This is a genomic window from Actinomadura fibrosa (assembly GCF_900659615.1).
GTDB lineage: Bacteria > Actinomycetota > Actinomycetes > Streptosporangiales > Streptosporangiaceae > Spirillospora > Spirillospora fibrosa.
The window spans coordinates 1-19611 of record NZ_CAACUY010000116.1 but is presented as its reverse complement, the minus strand read 5'-3'; the positions used below and the strand labels follow the sequence as shown (position 1 = coordinate 19611).

15 protein-coding genes, 1 tRNA gene and 2 pseudogenes are annotated in these 19611 nt (G+C 74.4%); 7 read left to right on the top strand and 11 right to left on the bottom strand.

Going from position 1 to position 19611, the window contains the following annotated elements; genetic code table 11:
- Positions 1 to 4 precede the first annotated feature (4 nt).
- Entirely contained in the window at positions 5 to 1201 is a 1197-nt protein-coding gene (locus tag E1300_RS29980; RefSeq protein WP_131760457.1) for an ABC transporter ATP-binding protein, read from the top strand.
- 56 nt (positions 1202 to 1257) lie between these two features.
- Here E1300_RS29980 and E1300_RS29975 read toward each other — a convergent pair whose 3' ends face one another.
- From E1300_RS29975 to E1300_RS29945, 7 genes and pseudogenes are all read right to left on the bottom strand, one after another.
- On the bottom strand, positions 1258 to 3018 hold the full coding sequence (locus E1300_RS29975; RefSeq protein ID WP_131760456.1) for an SDR family oxidoreductase: 1761 nt from the start codon (positions 3016 to 3018) through the stop codon (positions 1258 to 1260).
- Positions 3015 to 3797, bottom strand: coding sequence for a M24 family metallopeptidase (locus E1300_RS29970; protein WP_131760455.1), 783 nt, complete (start codon positions 3795 to 3797; stop codon positions 3015 to 3017). The genes E1300_RS29975 and E1300_RS29970 overlap by 4 nt, the downstream gene beginning before the upstream one ends.
- Positions 3798 to 3993: 196 nt before the next feature.
- Positions 3994 to 4929 carry a metal-dependent hydrolase gene (locus E1300_RS29965; protein ID WP_131760454.1) on the bottom strand — a complete coding sequence of 312 codons (936 nt, stop codon included), beginning with the start codon at positions 4927 to 4929 and terminating at the stop codon, positions 3994 to 3996.
- A 162-nt stretch (positions 4930 to 5091) separates the two neighbouring features.
- Positions 5092 to 5904, bottom strand: a complete 813-nt coding sequence (gene fdhD, locus E1300_RS29960) for a formate dehydrogenase accessory sulfurtransferase FdhD (RefSeq protein WP_131760453.1) — start codon at positions 5902 to 5904, stop codon at positions 5092 to 5094.
- Positions 5905 to 5966: 62 nt separating this feature from the next.
- A pseudogene (locus E1300_RS29955) lies at positions 5967 to 6167 on the bottom strand (DUF3099 domain-containing protein); the annotation flags it as partial.
- Between the two features lie 97 nt (positions 6168 to 6264).
- Positions 6265 to 6480 carry a hypothetical protein gene (locus E1300_RS29950; RefSeq protein ID WP_131760451.1) on the bottom strand — a complete coding sequence of 72 codons (216 nt, stop codon included), beginning with the start codon at positions 6478 to 6480 and terminating at the stop codon, positions 6265 to 6267.
- Between the two features lie 75 nt (positions 6481 to 6555).
- Positions 6556 to 7458: a glycoside hydrolase domain-containing protein gene (locus E1300_RS29945; RefSeq protein ID WP_131760450.1), complete on the bottom strand. Its 903-nt coding sequence runs from the start codon at positions 7456 to 7458 to the stop codon at positions 6556 to 6558.
- Positions 7459 to 7823: 365 nt separating this feature from the next.
- Here E1300_RS29945 and E1300_RS29940 point away from each other — a divergent pair, with 365 nt between their 5' ends.
- Positions 7824 to 8732 carry a hypothetical protein gene (locus E1300_RS29940; RefSeq protein WP_165503052.1) on the top strand — a complete coding sequence of 303 codons (909 nt, stop codon included), beginning with the start codon at positions 7824 to 7826 and terminating at the stop codon, positions 8730 to 8732.
- A 4-nt stretch (positions 8733 to 8736) separates the two neighbouring features.
- Complete coding sequence (locus tag E1300_RS29935) at positions 8737 to 10299, top strand: outer membrane protein assembly factor BamB family protein (RefSeq protein ID WP_131760448.1); 1563 nt, start codon at positions 8737 to 8739, stop codon at positions 10297 to 10299.
- Positions 10300 to 10383: 84 nt separating this feature from the next.
- Here E1300_RS29935 and E1300_RS29930 read toward each other — a convergent pair.
- Positions 10384 to 10479, bottom strand: a tRNA-Sec gene (locus E1300_RS29930).
- A 41-nt stretch (positions 10480 to 10520) separates the two neighbouring features.
- Positions 10521 to 12362, bottom strand: coding sequence for an AMP-dependent synthetase/ligase (locus tag E1300_RS29925; protein ID WP_131760447.1), 1842 nt, complete (start codon positions 12360 to 12362; stop codon positions 10521 to 10523).
- 211 nt (positions 12363 to 12573) lie between these two features.
- On the opposite strand from E1300_RS29925, the pseudogene selD reads away from it, so the two are divergent.
- Both selD and E1300_RS29915 read left to right on the top strand, forming a co-directional pair.
- A pseudogene (gene selD, locus E1300_RS29920) lies at positions 12574 to 13643 on the top strand (selenide, water dikinase SelD); the annotation flags it as partial.
- 1 nt (position 13644) lies between these two features.
- Positions 13645 to 13908: a GlsB/YeaQ/YmgE family stress response membrane protein gene (locus E1300_RS29915; protein ID WP_131760445.1), complete on the top strand. Its 264-nt coding sequence runs from the start codon at positions 13645 to 13647 to the stop codon at positions 13906 to 13908.
- A gap of 58 nt (positions 13909 to 13966) precedes the next feature.
- Here the strand turns inward: E1300_RS29915 and E1300_RS29910 are convergent, their stop codons facing one another.
- Entirely contained in the window at positions 13967 to 15853 is a 1887-nt protein-coding gene (locus E1300_RS29910) for a propionyl-CoA synthetase (protein WP_131760444.1), read from the bottom strand.
- A 129-nt stretch (positions 15854 to 15982) separates the two neighbouring features.
- Positions 15983 to 17422, bottom strand: a complete 1440-nt coding sequence (locus E1300_RS29905; RefSeq protein WP_131760443.1) for an MFS transporter — start codon at positions 17420 to 17422, stop codon at positions 15983 to 15985.
- A 113-nt stretch (positions 17423 to 17535) separates the two neighbouring features.
- On the opposite strand from E1300_RS29905, the gene E1300_RS29900 reads away from it, so the two are divergent.
- Complete coding sequence (locus E1300_RS29900) at positions 17536 to 18030, top strand: MarR family winged helix-turn-helix transcriptional regulator (RefSeq protein WP_131760442.1); 495 nt, start codon at positions 17536 to 17538, stop codon at positions 18028 to 18030.
- 383 nt (positions 18031 to 18413) lie between these two features.
- On the top strand, positions 18414 to 19611 hold a 1198-nt coding region (locus tag E1300_RS29895; RefSeq protein ID WP_131760441.1), incomplete at its 3' end, for a GTP-binding protein.

The window sequence follows — 19611 nt, the reverse complement described above, 5'->3', positions numbered from 1 at the left end:
ACCGATGGCTGAGATCGTCCTCGACGGGGTGACGAAGCGCTATCCGGACGGCACCGCGGCCGTCCAGGACCTGGACCTGGAGATCGCCGACCGGGAGTTCATCATCCTGGTCGGCCCGTCCGGGTGCGGGAAGTCCACCACGCTCAACATGATCGCCGGGCTGGAGGACATCAGCGACGGCGAGCTGCGCATCGACGGCGAGCGGATGAACGACCGGGCGCCCCGCGAGCGCGACATCGCGATGGTGTTCCAGTCCTACGCCCTGTACCCGCACATGACCGTCCGGGAGAACATCGGCTTCCCGCTCAGGCTCGCCGGGGTGGACCGGGCCGAGGCGCGGGCCCGGGTCGAGGAGGCGGCGCGCATCCTCGGCATCGAGCCGTTCCTGGAGCAGCGGCCCTCCCACCTGTCGGGCGGGCAGCGGCAGCGCGTCGCGATGGGGCGCGCGATCGTCCGCAGCCCGAAGGCGTTCCTCATGGACGAGCCGCTGTCGAACCTCGACGCCAAGCTCCGCGTCCAGATGCGCACGATGATCTCGCGGCTGCAGCACCAGCTCGGCACCACGACCGTGTACGTCACCCACGACCAGACGGAGGCGATGACGCTCGGCGACCGCATCGTCCTGATGCGCCGCGGCGTGGTGCAGCAGGTCGGGCCGCCCGAGCAGCTCTATGAGCACCCGCGGAACCTGTTCGTCGCGGGGTTCATCGGGTCGCCGTCGATGAACTTCCTGCCCGGCGACGTCACGGGCGACGGCATCCGCACCGTGCTCGGGACGATCCCGCTCGCCGACCGCGCCCGGCGCGCGCTTGAGGAGCAGAGCGCTCCCGCCGAGGTGATCGTCGGGATCCGTCCCGAGGCGTTCGCGGACGCGGCGCTGGCCCGGCGCGGCGACCGCGCCGACCGCGACGACCGGGACGACCGCGCCGGCACCTTCACCGGGAAGGTCGCGATCCTGGAGTCGCTGGGCGCGGAGAAGCTCGCCTACATCGACCTGGAGGCCGAGCACGCCGTCCACTCCGAGCACCTCGCCGACGCGAACCAGGGCGCCGAGGCCAACGGGCGGCATGTGCAACTCGTCGCCCGGCTCGACCCCAAGTCGGACGCCCGGGAGGGCCGCCCGGTCAGGCTGGAGTACGACCCGGAGGCCATCGACGTGTTCGAGCCGACGACGGGCCTGAACCTGACGAGGGCCGTGTAGCGCCGCCGCGCCCGGTCTCCGCGCGGCGGCCCGGCCTCCGCGCGGCGAGCCGGGGCTCAGCGCAGGTCGATGCGGGCGAGGAGGCGCATCAGGCCGGGGGAGAGGCGGGACGCGAGGTACCCGAACCGCGCCTCGGCCGTCACCGGGACCAGGGCCCGGTCGCGGCGGACGGCCGCCACGATCTGCTCCGCGACGCGCTCGGGCCCGAAGCCGCGGCGGGCGTAGGCGCGCGCGGCCCGCTCCCGGCCGCTCGCCTCCCGCTCCGCGCCGACCCCGACGAACCGCGACGTCCGCGTGATGTTGGTATCGACGATCCCCGGGCAGACCGCGCTGACCCCGATGCCCTTGCCCTTCAGCTCGGCCCGCAGGCACTCCGACAGCATCAGCACGGCGGCCTTGCTGGTGGCGTACGCGGGCAGCGTCCGGGACGGGGTGTAGGCGGCGGCCGAGGCCGTGTTGACGATGTGGCCGCCCTCGCCGCGCTCGACCATCTGCGCCGCGAACAGCCGCGACCCGTGGACGACGCCCCACAGGTTGACGTCCAGCACAGCGCGCCAGTCGTCAACGGAGTGGTCGAGGAAGGAGCCCGCCATGCCGATCCCGGCGTTGTTGACGACGACGTCCGGCACGCCGTGCTCGTGCATGACGGACTTGGCGAAGTCCTCCATCGCCGAAAGGTCCGACACGTCCACCTGGAAGGGGTGGGCCGCGGGACCGACCAGGCCCGCCAGCTCCGCCGTGCGCCGCGCCGTGGCGGCGTCGATGTCGGCGGCGACGACCTCGGCGCCGCGCTCGGCGAACGCCAGCGCCGTCGCGCGCCCGATGCCGCTGCCCGCGCCGGTCACGACGACGAGCGAGCCCTCGAACGGGCGCCGGTCGCGGTCCGCGCGGGCGCGCCGCAGCGCGCGGGACTCGGCGGCGGTGAGCGGCCCGCCCTGGACGCCGGTGATGTGCTCGGTGATCCAGCGGGCCACCACGTCGGGGTGGCTGCGCGGCACCCAGTGCCCCGCGGCGATCGGCCGCAGCGACAGGTGCGGGACGCGGTCGGCCAGCCCGCCGACCAGGTGCGGGGAGACGAACAGGTCCCGGGTCGGGACGACGACCTGCGTCGGCACGTCCGTCCGCCGGTCCCGCGGCTTGCGCAGCCGCTGCGCCATGTTGGCCCGGTACAGGCCCACCCCGGACGCGCCGTCGCGCGGCATCGTCCGCGCCGGGTGCCCGTCCCGCATGCGGACGCCCTCGCCCAGCTCCAGCGCCCGCGAGAACGGCCGGGTCATCCCGGCCCGCCACAGGAGCTCCGGCAGTACCGGCGTCTGGAAGAAGTAGATGTACCAGGACCGCAGGGCCTGCCCCGCCGCGAGCCGGAGGTTGCGCGGCGTCGGCCGGGCGAGCCTCGCCCGGGTCCAGTGCGCGACGTGGTCCAGGCAGGGCCCGGAGATCGAGGTGAACGAGGCGAAGCGGTCCGGCATCGTGCAGACCGCCTCCCACGACTGGATCGAGCCCCAGTCGTGGCCCACCAGGTGCACCTTGCGCTCGGGCGCGGTCGCGTCGAGCACGGCCCGCATGTCGGCCATCAGGTAGTCGAACGTGTAGCGCCTGCGCCCGAACGGCCGCGAGGACGCCCCGGCGCCGCGGACGTCGTACCGGACGACGTGGTAGCGGACGGCGAGCCGGTCGGCCACCTCGTCCCACACCGCGTGGGTGTCGGGGTAGCCGTGCACGAGCAGCACGGTCGGCCGGGAACGGTCGCCCTGCTCGTAGACGGCGAGGTCCACGCCGTCCCCGCGGACGCGCCGCCTCGTCTTCGCCGTCGTCATGCCGATGCCTCCCGTCGCGCCCACCGGTGCACGTGCGGCAGGTCGTCGTCCAGCCAGTACGCGTCGTCCTCGGTGACCACGAGGATCTCCTCGAACTTCACGCCGACGCCGCGGAACCCGAGGTGGGGCTCCACCGCCCACAGGCCGGGCGTCGGCGGATGCCGCGACGCCGCGGCCCCGTTCCAGAGCGGGGAGCGCCCCGCGACGCGCTCCTTGACCAGCTCGCGGCCGAGGGTCTGGAGGAACCGTACACCGAACGGGAAACCCACGCCCTTCGGGAGTATCCCCCCGATGACGCCGACCTGGTGGCCGATGACCCGCCCCGGATACTTCCTGTGCCGGTTCTCGTATCCCTGGCGCTCGATCAGCGCGTCCACCTCCGCGTAGATCTCGGCGAACGGGCGGCGCTCGCGCACCAGGCCGAGGATCAGCGTCCGGTACGCGGCGAGGTCGGCGTCGAGCCGCTCCCAGATCCGGTTCTCGCCGAGCACGCCGCCGTAGCCGATGTCGGCGCAGTACCCGCGCCGCACCGGCGCCATGTCGAGGATGTACGGCATGCCCTCCTCCAGCCTCGTCCCGCTGGGGAGGAACTGGGTGGGGATCTTGAAGCCGCGGAAGGCCGACCGGTCGCCGAACCACGCGAACGGCGTGTGGAGCCAGTCGTCCACGCCGTTCGCGCGGAGCCACCGGCGCATGCGGCGGCACGCCTCGCGCTCGGTCACGCCCGGTTCGAGCGTGGCGGCGACCTCCTCGGCGCACCGGTAGCACAGGCGCTGCATGTCGCGGAATCGCTCTAGCTCCGCCGGTCGGACGGCGTGCGTGAGCGCCTCTTTATTGGACACAATGTTAATTAACCGCCCGTCCCGGACCCCGGTCAAGGGGGCGGGCGACGTGACGCTCGCCACGTCGTCCCGAACACGGCGAAGGCCCGCACCGTCGCGGTGCGGGCCTCCGAAGCCGTGGGGCTCGCTCGGGCTAGTACGGGTCGTAGCCGGCGGCCTGGGCGGCCGGGGACTTCATCAGGTACTCCAGGGCCCGGGGCGTCGAGCAGACCTTGGACGGGTGGTGACCCGGCCTGAGGTAGACGGGGGCCTCGCCGAGCAGCAGCTTGAAGATGCCCGGCACGTGCCCGAGGCGCACCGACCGCCGGTACGAGCGGTAGACCCGCAGCGGCGTCACCCGCTTCGTGACCGTCGGGTCGGCCTTCATCAGGTACAGCGACCCGCCGATGAGCGCCCAGTACAGGAAGAACAGCGACACCACCCAGGCGGCGACGCGGGTCGCGTAGCCGCCGCCCATCGCCTTGTAGACGTCGAACACCACGGAGCGGTGCTCGACCTCCTCGGCGCCGTGCCAGCGCAGCAGGTCCAGCATCGTCGGGTCGACGCCGGCGGCCTCCAGCCGCTCGTTGTCCATGATCCACTGGCCGAGGACGGCGGTGTAGTGCTCGATCGAGGCGACCGCCGCCAGCTCGAAGCGCAGGCGCCGCCGCCACGCCCGCGGGTTCTTCTCCTTCAGCGCCGCCATCTGCGCCGGCCGCTCGGCGTTGCCCTTGGCCATCTGGTCGGTGATCTTGGAGACGTCGATGCCGCTGGCCTCCAGGATCTGGTCGAGCACGCCCTGGTGCGACCGGGCGTGCACCATCTCCTGGCCGATGAACCCCTTGACCTCCTCCAGCAGCCGCTCGTCCTTCAGGTACGGCCGGGCGTCCTTCACGCACTGGATGAACCACTTCTCGCCCTCGGGCAGGACGATGTGGAAGGAGTTGATGATGTGGGTGGCGAGCGGATCGCCCGGCACCCAGTGCAGCGGAGTGGCCGACCAGTCGAAGGTGACCCGCCGGGGTTTGATCGGGGGATGACGCTCGTCGATGCCTGAGGCCGGCTCGCCGTCTGTCAGTGGCCTCGTCATTCCCTCGCCTCGCTTCCTCGTGCCCGAAACCGGGCACGACGTGCGTTCACCCGCGCGTATCCCATTGGGGGAGCAGTCAACTCCCGGGACGGCTGCTTTTTCTTGAGGGCAGGCCAACAAGTTACCGCCGGGTTTTCGGCGCCCCGTGACAAGTGGCGCCGCTCAGGGGGCGATACGCTCCGCACCCGCGTAGACGTTCATGGTCTCGCCGCGCAGGAACCCGACGAGCGTCATCCCCGCGTCCGCGGCGAGGTCCACGGCCAGCGACGACGGCGCCGACACGGCCGCCAGCACCGGGGCGCCCGCGGCCATCGCCTTCTGCGTCAGCTCGAAGGACGCGCGGCCGCTGACCACCAGGATCCGCCCGGAAAGCGGCAGCAGGCCCTCCCGCAGCGCCCAGCCGACGACCTTGTCGACGGCGTTGTGCCGGCCGACGTCCTCGCGGACGGCCAGCAGCCCGCCCTCGGCGTCGAACAGCCCGGCCGCGTGCAGCCCGCCCGTCCGGTCGAACGCCCGCTGCGCCGCGCGCAGCCGGTCCGGCAGCGCGGCGAGGACCTCGGGGGAGACCCGGACCGGGTCGTCCGCCAGCTCGTAGGGCCGGTCGTCGCGCAGTGCCTCGATGCTCGACTTGCCACAGACCCCGCAGGCGCTCGTCGTCGGGAACGCGCGGGTCATCGCGTCGTCCGGCGGCGGCACCCCGGGAGCCAGCGCCACGTCCAGGGTGTTCTGCTCCTCGGTGTCGGCGCAGTACCGCATGGCCGCCAGGTCCCCGGCGGAGCCGATGACGCCCTCGGCCGCGAGGAAGCCCGCGACGAGGTCGAAGTCGTGGCCGGGCGTCCGCATCGTGATCGTCAGCGGCCTGCCCGCGACCCGGATCTCCAGCGGCTCCTCCACGGCCAGCGTGTCGGGCCTCCGCCCGCCCGTCCCGGTGGTGCTCAGCCTCAGCACGGGCCTGCGCACGGTGATCCGCCCCATAGGCGTGACGGTACCCGCTGGAACGGCGGGCAGGCGAGGTGAGTCCGGACGAATCCGGGTCCTCAGTCGCGCTTGTCCGTCCGGTCGACGTTCCAGTTCGCGACCACGGCCGCGAACGGCGGGATGACCATCGCCACGACCGACATGGCGACCGCGGCGTGCGGCGAGAAGCGCCGCACGACCGCCCAGGCCAGGACGAACAGCGTGAGGCACGTCGCCATCATGATCCCGTACACCAGCTTGCGGCGCCTCATCCCTCCACCGTACGACCGGCGCGGCCGGGCGTCTCCGGGCGGGTGGACGCCCGCGCCCGATCCGCCCCCGCGGCGGCGCCCGCGCGGCGCCCGCCGTCCGGCGCCGTCAGCCGGTCTCGACGCCGCGCTCCCGCAGCCGGTCGCGGATGTAGGCGGCGGTGAAGCCCCCCGCCCCGGCGAGCTCGGCGGCGGACCGCCCGGCGCGTACGGCGTCGGCGTAGGCGCCGAAGAGGTCCTCGAACGCGGCGTCGGCCTCGTCCTTGGCCTTGGCGTAGCGGGTCAGGGCGAGTTCGACCTTGGCGTCGGCTTCTTCAGGCGTCACGCGCCCCACGCTATCGGCCCGGCGACGGCGACGGCGCGGGACGGGCGGCGCGGGACGGGCGGCGCGCGGCGGCCCTCAGCCTTCCAGCCGGGCCTGGAGCCCGGCGAGCACCTGCCCGGCGACCTCGTCGGGGATCGCCGCGGCGATCGACTCGGGGGGCAGGCCGGCGAGGACGAGCCGGGCGGCCTCGGCCGGGTCCCCGCCGCTCTGCTGGGCGAGCTCCGCGACCGCGGCCTTGACCTGCTGCACGCTGCTGTAGGTGTCGCGGATGATGTTGACGTGCCGCCACGTCGGGTTGTCCGCCGACGATCCCGACGGCGCGGGGGCCGTGTCGGTGTTCCACACGATGTCGCGGATCTTCTTCAGGTCGTCGTTGCTGAGCGCCATGGGCGACTCGCCCACCTTCCATTGTCCGTAGTCGTCGGCGACGGCGCGGTCGTAGTCGCACCCGACGCCGTTGATCTCGTGGTCGTTGGAGTACTGCTGGAGCTGCGCGCGGGAGTCCCACCGGCCGCCGGACCAGGCGTACGTCTGCCAGCCGTAGGTGATCTTCTTCGCGTCGAACGCCCTGGAGACCGGGCCGTACCCCGCGTACAGGCCGACCCGGTCCCGGCCGAGCACCGACGCGGCGCCGTCCAGGTAGGCGTTGATCGTCGACTGCTGGCCCGAGGTGGCGTCCCAGTCGACGGCGAAGTAGATCGGGCGGTCGTCCGGCATCCCGCACCGCGCCGCCTGCGCGGCCGCGTCCCGCGCGTCCGCCTCGCCGCCCGACCGGCCCGACAGAGCGCGGTTCGCGGTCGTCTCCCACACCACCACGAGCCAGATTCCGGCGCCGGAGAGCTGGTCGGCCTCGGCGCGCGTCAGGTTCTTCCCGGTGGTGTCGTGCGAGAGGTACCGGCAGGCGAACTTCGCCCCGGCCTTCTTGAGCGCCGCGGGGCCGGGGCGGCCCCAGGCGTAGTCCACTCCGAAGATGCTCAATGCTCCGTGCCCTCCACTGGCCCTCCTTCGTTCCGGGACGCGTGCCGCGGTGCCGCGGACCGCGCGGGCCGTCACCCGCGGCGGCCTGCCGCCTGCCGCGTCCCGATAGGGCGATTCGACGGGATTGCCCCGAGATGGGCATGGACGCTAGCGCGGATCCCGTGCGTCCGGAGGCGAAGGGCCAGGTTTCACGGGAAGGAAACGGGCCCGCGACGCGCCCGTCACGTCCCGGTCACGTCCGGCGGAGACCGGTGATATCGCCGATGTCGGGGCCTTGGAGCGGGCTTACCTTACGGGCGCCAAGCCCCCGCCGGGGCTCCGTCGCCCCGCGGGGGACCGATCCAGCCTCGAAAAGAGGTGATCACGTGCGCCGCATGATCCTGCTCCCGCTCCTGGCGGCGATGGCGCTGATCCTCCCGTTCGCGCCGGCGCTGGCGCAGGCCGCCCCGGCCGCGGCGCCGGCCACGCAGACCGTGACCGTGCGGTACGGACCGTGGACGATCCCCGGCGGGTCGATGGACCGGCCGGGCGAGCTGTCCAACCGGCTCTCCGCGGCCGCCAAACCGTGCTCGTCCTGCGACGTCGTGGGGGAGAAACCGGACCTCGTGTACGCCGACGGCACGTCGGCGACCATGGAGACCGGCCCGATGCTGCACCACTTCGTCATCGGCAACCTGTCCGGGCGGGACGCCGTGTGCCCGCTGACGCCCCTCGGCGACCGGCTCTGGGCCTCCGGCGACGAGCGCACCGACAAGGAGCTGCCGTCCGGATACGGGGTCGCGGTCAAGAACAGCGACCGCTGGGTGATGCTCACGGACCTGATGAACTACTCGTCCGAGCCGAAGACGGTCTACATCTCGATCACCTACACCTACACGGGTGCCGGGATGACGACGCCGGTCCGCTCCCTGTGGCTCGACGCGGGCGGCTGCCTGACGTCCTACTACCCGGTCCCCGCCGGCCCGAGCGTGCGCTCCTGGAGCTGGCGGTCCACGCTCGGCGGCAGGCTGGTGTTCGCCAACGGCCACCAGCACGTCGGCGGCGTCCACGTGCAGGCCACCGACGACACCACCGGGACGCTGCTGTGCGACTCCCCGGCCACCTACGACACGATGGGCGGGATGCGCGCCATCGTGGCGATGGGCACCTGCTCGGGCGACCCGCTCGCGACGATCCGCGCCGGCGACCGCCTCACCGTCACCAGCTACTACGACGCGGAGACGGCACGCGACGACGTGATGGGCATCATGCACGCCTACCTGGCGGAGGGCTGAGGACATGCGCCGCCTCACCGCGGCCCGCGCGTCCGCCGCCCTCGCCATGACCGCGGCGCTCGTGCCGATGCGGGCCGGCTGGGCCGCACCGGCGCCGGGCGTCCCGGTCGCGGCGGGCTGGACGGTCGCGGGCCAGAACCTGTCCAACACCCGGTACGCGGCCACCGAGTCGCTGATCTCACCGGCCAACGCCGCGCGGCTCAGGCCGCGGTGGACCGCGACGCTCGCCGGCAACGTCTCGGCCACGCCCACGGTGTCGCTCGGCACGGTGTACGTGCCCGACTACGGCGGGAAGCTGTCGGCGGTCGACGCGCTGACCGGCGCGGTCCGCTGGCAGCGGCCTGTCTCCGACTACACGGGGGTGGCCGGGGACGTCTCCCGCACCAGCCCCGCCGTGGCGGGCGCCAACCTCATCCTCGGCGACGGCGTCTCCAGCAGGCCGAGCACCGGCGGCGCCCGCGTCCTGGCCGCCGACCGGGTCACCGGCGCGCGGCGGTGGAGCACCGTCATCGACGCCGACCCGGCCGCGATGGTGACCACCTCACCGGTCGTGGACGGCAACACCGTCTACGTCGGCACCGCCAGCCGCGTGGAGTTCGGCGACGGGAACCCGGTGCGGTTCCGGGGGAGCGTCGTCGCCCTCAACGCCACCACCGGGACGGTCCTGTGGCGCCGCTACATGGCGCCCGAGGGCTACACCGGCAACTCCGTGTGGGGCAGCTCGTTCGTCGTCGACCACACCACCGGCCGGCTGTTCGTCACCACCGGCAACAACTACACCGTCCCGGACGGGGTCTGCACGCAGCCCGACCAGGAGGACTGCACGCAGAGCCCCGCCGACAACTACACCGACGCCGTCGTGGCCCTCGACCTGCGCACCGGGGCGGTGGCGTGGTCGTTCAAGACCCTCAGCGCCGACGTCGGCTCGGAGGAGTGCCCGGAGTGCGGCCCGGACTTCGACTTCGGCTCGGCGCCCAACCTGTACGAGACCACCGACCAGGGCGGCACGGCGCGCCGGATCCTCGGCGTCGGCCAGAAGAGCGGCATCTACTGGGCCCTGGACCCGGCGACGGGGCAGGAGATCTGGCACACCCAGGTCGGCCCGGGCAGCGACCTCGGCGGCATCGAGTGGGGCTCGGCCACCGACGGGCGCCGCGTCTACGTGGGCATCGGCAACGCCGAGCACGAGGAGTACGACATCGTCGGCGCCGACGGCACCCGCACCACCGTCGACGGCGGCTCGTGGGCGGCCCTGGACGCCGCCACCGGCAGGATCCTGTGGCAGGTCGCCGACCCCTACGGCACCCTCGACATCGGGTTCCTCAGCGCGGCCAACGGCGTCGTGTACTCCGGCGGCGTCAACGGCGCCGCCGACACGATGTTCGCGCTGGACGCCGCGTCCGGGCGGATCCTGTGGCGGTTCCGCAGCGGCGGCGCGGTCGTCGGCGGCGCCGCGGTCGTGGCCGGCACCGTCTACTGGGGTTCGGGCTACTGGTTCGGGCTGTGCGCCGACGGCACCTACGCCTGCGCCCAGAACGACAAGCTGTACGCCTTCTCCCCGTCCTGACGGGCGCGGGCTCCCGGCCTCTCCGCCGGGGTGGCGGGCGGCTGGACGGCTGTGGGGACGTCCAGCCGCCTTCCCGGGCCGGACTGGCGGAGGCGTACGGGAATCGAACCCGCCGTCCCGAGGTGCTCGGGACCATCGGTTTTGAAGACCGTGAAGGCCACCAGGCGCTCTCACGCCTCCGCTGCGATCTTAGGGGGTCGCGCGGAGGTCGTGAGCGGGCGTCACGGGGTGTAGAGGGCGTCGATGGCGTCGGTGTACTTGCCGTGGACGACGCGGCGCTTCAGCTTGAGGGTGGGGGTGAGCTCCTCGCTCTCGGCCGTCCACTCGGCCGGCAGCAGCCGCCAGCGCTTGACCTGCTGGACGCGGGCGAGGCGGGCGTTGGCGTCCTCGACGGCGCGGCCGATCTCCTCCAGGACGAGGGGGTGCTCGGCCAGGGCCGCGAGGTCGGCGGGCTCGATGCCGCGCGCGGCGGCCCAGACCGGGGCGACCTCGCCGTCCAGGGTGATGAGGGCGACGACGTAGGGGCGGCGGTCGCCGAACGCGAGGGCCTGCCCGACGAGGGGGTGCTCCTTGAGGTGGTTCTCGATGAGGGACGGGGCGATGTTCTCCCCGCCCGCCGTGATGATCAGCTCCTTCTTGCGGTCCACGACGGTGAGGAAGCCGTCGGGGTCGAGGCGGCCGATGTCGCCGGTGTGGACCCAGCCGTCCGCGTCGATGAGGTCGGCCGTGGCCTCGGGCCGGTTGAGGTAGCCGGGCGTGCAGGTCGCGCCGCGGACGAGGATCTCGCCGTCGTCCGCGAGCGTCAGCTCGACCCCGGCGAACGGCCGGCCCACCGTGCCGAGCTTGAAGGCGTCGGCGAGGTTGGCGGTGATGGCGCCGGTGGTCTCGGTCATCCCGTAGGCGTCGAAGATCTTCAGGCCGAGGCCGGCGAAGAAGCGGGCGACCTCGACGGGCAGCGGCGCGGCGGCGCTGGAGGCCTGGCGGACGCGGTCCAGGCCGAGGAGGGCGCGCATGGGGGTGAGGACGGCCTTGTCGGCCGCCTCGAAGGCCGCGGCGATCTCCGGCGTCATCGTGTTGCCGTACTCCTGGGCGCGGACGTACGCGCGGCCCGCCTCCAGGGCGGCGGCGACCGCGGCCTTCTTCGCGGGGTCCTGCTCGGCGGACAGGACCGCCTGGATGCCCGCCATGATCTTCTCCCAGACGCGCGGCACCCCGAAGAAGGAGTGCGGGCGCACGTCGGCGAGGACGGACGTGAGCTGCGCGGGGTCGGGGCAGAAGTGGACGTGCGCGGCGAGGCCCACGGGCAGGTAGTAGCTGAGGACGCGGTCGGCGATGTGGGCGAACGGCAGGTAGGAGACGCCGGCCGGGTGCTCGGGCAGGACGGAGCTGCGCTCCACCATCGCCGCCTCGTGCAGCACCATCGAGTGGGTGATGAGGACGCCCTTGGGGTCGCCGGTCGTGCCCGAGGTGTAGAGCAGGGTGACGGTGTCGGAGGGCCGGACGGCCCGCCAGCGCCGGTCGGTCTCGGCGGGGTCGGCGGCGAGCGCGGCACGGCCCGCCTCGGCGAAGGCGTCCCAGGTGAGGAACCGGTCGCCCGGCGGGCACGCGGCGGCGTCCACCACGATGACCTTGCGCAGCGCGGGCAGCCGGTCGAGGACGGGCAGCCACCGGTCGAGCTGGTCCTTGCCGTCCAGGACGGCGTACTTGGCCGAGCAGTGCCCCGCGACGTAGGCGACCTGGTCGGGGGCGAGGGTGGCGTAGACGGTGGTGGGGGTGCCGCCGGCGTGGACCGCGCCGAGGTCGGCGAGGACGTGCTCGCTGCGGTTGGGCATCATCAGCGCGACGACGTCGCCCGGCTCCAGGCCGAGGGCGGCGAACCCGGCGGCGGCCTCCAGCGCCCGCGCCCGGACGTCCGCCCAGGTCAGCGTCCTCCACCCGCCGTCGATCCGGTCGGAGTACGCGGGCCGGCCACCGTGCCGTTCGGCGGTGTCGGCGAGGGTCGTGCAGACCGTGCGGCCCTCGACGGCCCGGTCGAGCTCGGCCCGCTGTTCCTGGATGCCCATTCGCGCCCCTCATGAGACTCGCGGCGACCACCGCGGCTGGAAACGGAAGTAAGTGATGACTTGCAGGAGGGAATCGCATCATGCCGAACGCCGTTCGGGCAAGGGGTCCCGGGCGATTCGCCGCAGGTGGGGCGGGGCGCGACCCCTGGGTGACCGGCCCCGTACCGTCCGTTTGTTGATCATTTGAGGTAGTTGTGGGTTAAATTTCCCGGTGACCCGCCTCGCCCGCGCAGCCCGCCTCACGCAGTTCGCCCACGGCGGGGGCGGCGCCTGCAAGATCCCGCCAGGGGAGCTGGAACGCGTCGTCACCGGCCTCACCGGCGGCGGCGACGACGCGCTGGTCCTGGGCGGGGACGACGGCGACGACGCGGCCGTGCTGCGCATCGCCGGGGACCGGGCGGTCGTGTCCACCGCCGACTTCTTCACCCCGGTGGTCGACGACCCCTACGACTGGGGGCGCATCGCCGCCGCCGACGCGCTCTCCGACGTCTACGCGGTCGGCGGCGTGCCCGCCATGGCGCTCAACCTGCTCGGCTGGCCGCGCGACGCGCTGCCGGAGGACCTCGCGCGGGAGGTGCTGCGCGGCGGCCGGGACGCGGCGGCGCTCGCGGGCTGCACGATCGCCGGCGGGCACAGCATCGACGACCCCGAGCCGAAGTACGGGCTGGCGGTCACCGGCTTCGCCGACCTGGACCGGCTCCTGCGGCTGGACGCGGGCGCCCCCGGCGTCCCGCTGTCGCTCACCAAGCCGCTCGGCCTCGGCGTGCTCAACGCCCGGCACAAGGCGACGGGGGAGGTGTTCGCGGAGGCGGTCGGGACGATGGCCGCGCTCAACGCGGACGCCTCGCTGGCGGCGCTGGAGCGCGGCGCCCGCTGCGCCACCGACGTGTCGGGGTTCGGGCTGCTCGGCCACCTCTACAAGCTGGCGCGGGCGAGCGGCGTGACCGCGGTCGTCGACGCCGGGGCCGTCCCGTACCTGGACGGCGCGCGCGCCGCCGTGCGGGACGGGTTCGTCCCCGGCGGCACGCGGCGGAACCTGGCGTGGGTGTCGCCGCACACCGAGTTCCGCCGGATCGCCGAGGAGGAGCGGCTCCTGCTGGCGGACGCGCAGACGTCCGGCGGGCTGCTCGTCGCGGGCGAGGTGCCGGGCGCCCCGGTGATCGGGGAGCTGACCGGCCGCGGCCGGAGCCTGCTGCGGGTCCGCTGACGGCATCCGGTGTCGGTGATCATGAGTTGGGTACAGCCGGAACGGAGGGAGCCGCGCGGACGGGGGGAGCGGGGCATGACCATCGGGGGGATCGCCGCGGCCGTCGTCCTCGGCGCGGTCGCCGGCGTGCTGGGCCGGCTGCTCGCGCCCGGCCGGCCGGGGATGCCGGTCTGGCTGACGGCCGGGGCCGGCGTCGTCGCGGCCGTGGCGGGGACGGCGCTGTTCGACATGTCCGGGCTGGGACGGGCCGGCTGGAGCCTCTGGGAGCCGGTGTTCCAGGCCGGGTTCGCGGTGGCGGGCGTGGGCCTTGCGGCGGCGTGCTGGCCGCAGCGCGGCTGACGCCCGCGCGGGCGGGCGCGTCCCAGGGCTTGCCTCAGGGCCTGGCTCAGGCCCTGGCTCAGGGCGCGGGCGGGCGCAGGACCGGGCGGAGGTCGTCGAGCACTGCCGGGTCCTCGATCGTGGACGGGACGGGCGTGTCCCGCCCGTCGGCGATGCCGCGCATCACCCCGCGTAGGATCTTGCCCGAGCGCGTCTTCGGCAGCGCCGGGACGACCGCGATCTCCTTCAGCGCGGCGACGGGCCCGACCTGCTCGCGCACCATCCGCACCAGCTCCGCCGACAGCTCCTCCGGCTCGGCGAGCACGCCGCTCTTCAGCACGACCAGGCCGCGCGGGACCTGCCCCTTGAGGGGGTCCTCGACGCCGATGACCGCGCATTCGGCGACCGCCGGATGCGCGGCGATGACCTCCTCCATCGTGCCGGTGGACAGCCGGTGCCCGGCCACGTTGATCACGTCGTCGGTGCGGCCCATGACCCACACGTAGCCGTCGGCGTCGACGTGCCCGCCGTCGCCGGTGAGGTAGTGGCCGGGGTACCGGGTCAGGTAGGACTCGACGAACCGCTCGTCGTCCTGCCAGAGCGTCGGCAGCGTCCCCGGCGGCAGCGGCAGCCGGATCGCGATGTCGCCGTCCGTGCCGGGGGCCGCCGGCGTCCCGTCCGGGCCGAGGATCCGCACGTCGTAGCCGGGGACGGGCACCGAGGGCGAGCCCGCCTTGATCGGCATCGGCTCCAGCCCGCGCGGGTTCGCCACGATCGGCCAGCCGGTCTCGGTCTGCCACCAGTGGTCGACGACGGGCCGGTCGAGCACCCGCGTCGCCCAGCGGTAGGTGTCGGGGTCCAGCCGCTCCCCGGCGAGGAAGAGCGTGTCGAGCGCCGAGAGGTCGTGGCCCGCGAGGAGCGCCCCCTCCGGGTCCTCCTTCTTGATGGCGCGGATCGCGGTCGGCGCGGCGAACAGCGCCTTGACCCCGTGCTCCGCCGCGACCCGCCAGAACGCGCCCGCGTCCGGCGTCCCAACGGGCTTGCCCTCGTACAGGACGGTGGTGCAGCCCGTGAGCAGCGGCGCGTACACGATGTAGGAGTGGCCGACGACCCAGCCGACGTCGGACGCGGCCCAGAACACGTCGCCCGGCCCGACCCCGTAGACGTTCTCCATCGACCAGCGCAGCGCCACCGCGTGGCCGCCGTTGTCGCGGACGACGCCCTTGGGGCGCCCGGTGGTCCCCGAGGTGTAGAGGATGTACAGCGGGTCGGTCGCGGCGACGGGGACGCACTCGGCGGGCTCCGCGCCGGCGACCGCCTCGTCCCACTCCACGTCCCGCGGCCGGACGAGGTCGGCGTGCAGCTGCTCGCGCTGGCGGATCACGCAGCGCTCCACCTTGTGGCGGGCCAGCTCCAGGGCCTGGTCGAGCAGCGGCTTGTAGGGGACGACGCGGCCCGCCTCGATGCCGCAGGACGCCGACACGACGGCCTTGGGGCGGGCGTCGTCGATGCGGACGGCCAGCTCGCGGGCCGCGAACCCGCCGAACACCACGGAGTGGACGGCGCCGAGCCGCGCGCAGGCGAGCATCGCCACGACCGCCTCGGGCACCATCGGCAGGTAGATCACGACGCGGTCGCCGCGCTCCACGCCCTGCGCCCGCAGCGCCCCGGCGAACCGCGCGACGAGCCCGGTCAGCTCGGCGTAGGTGTAGGTGCGGACCGTCCCGGTGACGGGGCTGTCGTAGATGAGGGCGGGCTGGTCGGCCCGCCCCTCCTCCAGATGCCGGTCCAGGGCGTTGTCGCAGGTGTTGAGCTCGCCGCCGGTGAACCAGCGGTAGAACGGCGGCGCCCCGTCGTCGAGGACCCGGTCCGGGGGCACGAGCCAGCGGACGTCGCGGGCGGCGAGTCCCCAGAAACGGGTCGGATCGGCGATGCTGCGTTCGTACGCGGCCGCGTAGGCGCCCATTTCGTCCTCCCGAGGCGGGTCCCCTGGCCCCAGTCGGTGATTTCGGGGCGCATCCCTATAGGGCATGGTGGGGGCGCCGTTCGTCAAGGCCCCGCGCCGCCGCGATCGGCGGCGGGGCCCGGACTCCCGTCAGGGGGACGTCTCGTGCGGGTGCCGCAGGCCGTGGGCGACGGCGACGACGGCGGCGAGGAAGGCGCCCGAGGCGACGATCCAGAAGCACAGCTCGTAGGCGCCGAGCGTCGGCACGTCGGTGCCGGCGATCACCCGCCCGGCGAGGATCGCGGCGGTCACCGCGCCCGCGACGCTGCCGCCGGTGGTGCGGACCAGCGAGTTGATGCCGCTGGCGATGCCGCTCTGGCTCATCGGGACGTGCTGCACGGCGAGGGTGCCGAGCGCGGCGTAGGCGATCCCGAACCCGATGCCCTGGATGGCGCTGAAGGCGAGCATGTCGGCCGCGTGGGAGTTGGACACCGCCAGCCAGACGTAGCTCAGCCCCGCGAAGACGGACCCGGTCGCGAGCGTGAAGGCGGGGCCGATCCGGGCCGCGAACCGCCCGGCGAGCGCCGAGCAGACCAGCATCGTCGCGGTGCTCGGCAGCATGTAGAGGCCGACGTCGAGCACCGAGCCGTCCAGCCCGTACCCGATCTTGTCGGACGGCGTCTGCACGAACGCGGAGATCAGCGTGAACGCGGCGAACATGGAGAAGCCGAGCAGCGCGGACGCCAGGTTCGCCGACAGCGACTTCGGGCCCGCCAGCAGCGTCAGCCGGACGAGGGGCTCGCGGACCTTCAGCTCGATCGCGACCCACGCGGCGCACAGCACCGCCGCCGCGCCGAACAGGCCGAGAACGCCGCCGGACGCCCAGCCCCACTGGTTGCCCTGGCTGATGGCGAGCAGCAGGCACACGAGCCAGGCGGCGAGGACGGTCGCGCCGGCGACGTCGGGCCGCCCGCCGGCGCGGGCGCCGCGGTCGTGCGCGGTGGCCGCGACGAGCGCCAGCCCGACCGCGGCCAGCCCCGCGGAGATCCAGAACACCGGGTGGTGGCTGGAGGTGCGGTCGGCGATGAGCCCGGTCACGATCATGCCGATGCTGCCGCCGACGCCCATGGTGGCGCTGACGATGCCGATCGCGGTGGTGATCCGCTCGGCCGGGAACGTGTCCCTGATCATGCCGATGGCGAGCGGGATCAGCGCGGACGAGACGCCCTGGAGGGTGCGGCCCGCGACGAGGACCGGCAGCGACGCCGACACCGCGCACACGACCGACCCGATCACCAGCAGGGACAGCGCGAGCAGGATCATCCGCTTCTTGCCGTACATGTCGCCGAAGCGCGACAGCAGCGGCGTGGCGACCGCGCCCGCCAGCAGCGAGGCGGTGAACACCCACGTCACGGCCGTCACCGAGACGTCGAAGTGGCGCATGAGCCGCGGCAGCAGCGGGATCACGAGCGTCTGCTGGACGGAGACGACCATGCCCGCGACGGCCAGCGCGAGCAGGGTGAGACCGGTGTGCGGCTGCCGGACGGGACGCCCGGTCGTCTCGGCGGCCGTGGTCTGGGCGCCGGCCATGGGACCTCCTGGGGGGAGCGGTTCCGCGGGGGAACGCGGCGGGTGCGCCGGACGCGGCGCGCCCGGGCATTGTACTTACTTAAGTTAAGTAACCGCATTGTAGGCTGCGGCACATGTCGTCACCCGTGCCCCGTGACATCGTCGAGATCGAGGGCGCGCTCACCCGCGTCGCGCACATGCTCACCCGCGCGCGGCAGCACGACCGCACGGTCCTGGCGGCGGGCGTCACGATCGACCGCGCCGCCGTGCCGGTGCTGCGCGCGCTCGTCGACGCCGACGGGCCGCTGCGCCCGAGCGAGCTTGCCGCCCGCCTGGCGGTGGAGGCGCCGCACGTCACCCGGCAGGTGCAGCGGCTGGAGCGGGCCGGCTACGTCGAGCGGGTGCCCGACCCGGACGACCGGCGCGCCCAGCGGGTCCGGCTCACCGACGCCGGCCGCGACGTCGTGGACTGCATCCGCGCGGCGGGGCGGCGGTGGATCGCCGACGCGCTCGCCGCCTGGCCCGCCGAGGACCGGGAGCGGCTCGCCGTGCTCGCGCACCGGATGCTGGACGACTTCGAGGCCCACCGCGACCGCCTCGACGCCGCCGCGACCCGCCCGAGCGCCTGACGGGCGCGCGAGCACCTGACGGTCCGCCCGAGCGCCTGACGGCCCGCCCGAGCGCCTGACGGCCCGTCCGAGGGCCCTGGTGAGTGGCGGTCGGCTGACGGGGCGCGCGAAATCGGCGGCCGGCCGCCGGTGGCGCGCAGGCGGTTCCGCCGGCGGGGCGACGATTTGCTGCCGCGTCCGGTTTACGCGGCGTCAGTGAGATTCGCGATGCCGGTGTGTGGGCCCGATCGGGTTTCGCGACGGGGCCCGGCGTCCTTAGGGTTGCGTTCCGTGGACCTTCGTCTGCATCACCCCCGCTTCGCCGTATCCCGGACATCACCCCTTCCCGCGGACAGCCGGCCCGCCGCCGCGGCGCGCCGCCCGTCCGTCCGGGAAGGGCGCTGATGCACGTCGTCACCACCGCCGGGCACGCCGGGCACGGCAAGTCCGCCCTCGTCCGCGCCCTGACCGGCGGGGACCCGGGGGAGCCCGGCCACGCCTGGACGGAGCTGCCGTCCGGCCGCCGCCTGGCGTTCGTCGACGTCCCCGGGCACGAGCGGTCCGTCCCGGCCGTGCTCGCCGGGGCCGGTCCCGTCCCCGTCGTGCTGCTGGCCGTCGCCGCCGACGAGGGCTGGCGGCCCCGCTCGGAGGAGCACCTGGCCGCGCTCGACGCGCTCGGCGCCCGGCACGGGGTCCTCGCGGTCACCCGGTCCGACGTCGCCGATCCCCGGCTCGCGCTGCGCCAGGCCCGCGAGCGGCTCGCCGGCACCGGCCTGCGCGGCGTCGAGGCCGTCGCCGTCAGCGCCGCCACCGGCGCCGGGATGGACGAGCTGGCCGCCGCGCTGGACCGGCTCGCGGCCCGGCTGCCGATCCCGGACCCGGCCGCGCCCGTGCGGCTCTGGATCGACCGCGCCGAGACCGCGGGCGGGCTCGCGGTCGTCACCGGCACCCTCGGCGCCGGGACGATCCGCGCCGGCGACGAGCTGCTGGCCATGCCCGCAGGTGAGCCTGCCCGGGTCGAGGCCGTCGAGAGCGCGGGCGAGCCCCGCCAGGCCGTCGAGGGCGTCTCCCGGGTCACCCTCACCGTGCGGGCCTCCGGGACCGTGACGGCCCTCGTCAGCCCCGGCCGCTGGGCCCACACGACCTGCGTGGACGTCCGCACGCGCTTCGGCGAGGCGTCCGGGCGGCTGGCGCGGCAGATGACCCTGCACATCGGCGCGGCAGCCGTCGCCGTGCGGCTGCGGCCGCTCGGCCCCGACACCGCCCGGCTCACCCTCAACACGCGCCTGCCCCTGCACGTCGGCGACACCGCGCTGCTGCGCGACCCTGCGCGCGGCAGCGTCGCCGGGATCAGCGTCTTGGACGTCCGCCCGCCGCCCCTCGTGCGGCAGGGCGCCGCCGCGGCCCGCGCACGCGAGCTCGCCTCCTGGCCGGATCGCCCGGACGGCGCGGTGATCCTGCGCCGCCACGGCGTCCTCCGGCGGTCCGAGCTGGACCTCATGGGCTGCGCGCCGCCGGCCGACGCGGTCGAGCCGGATGACGGCTGGCTCGCCGACCCCGCGCACTGGGAGGCACTCCGCGCGCGGCTCGCCGCGGAGGCGG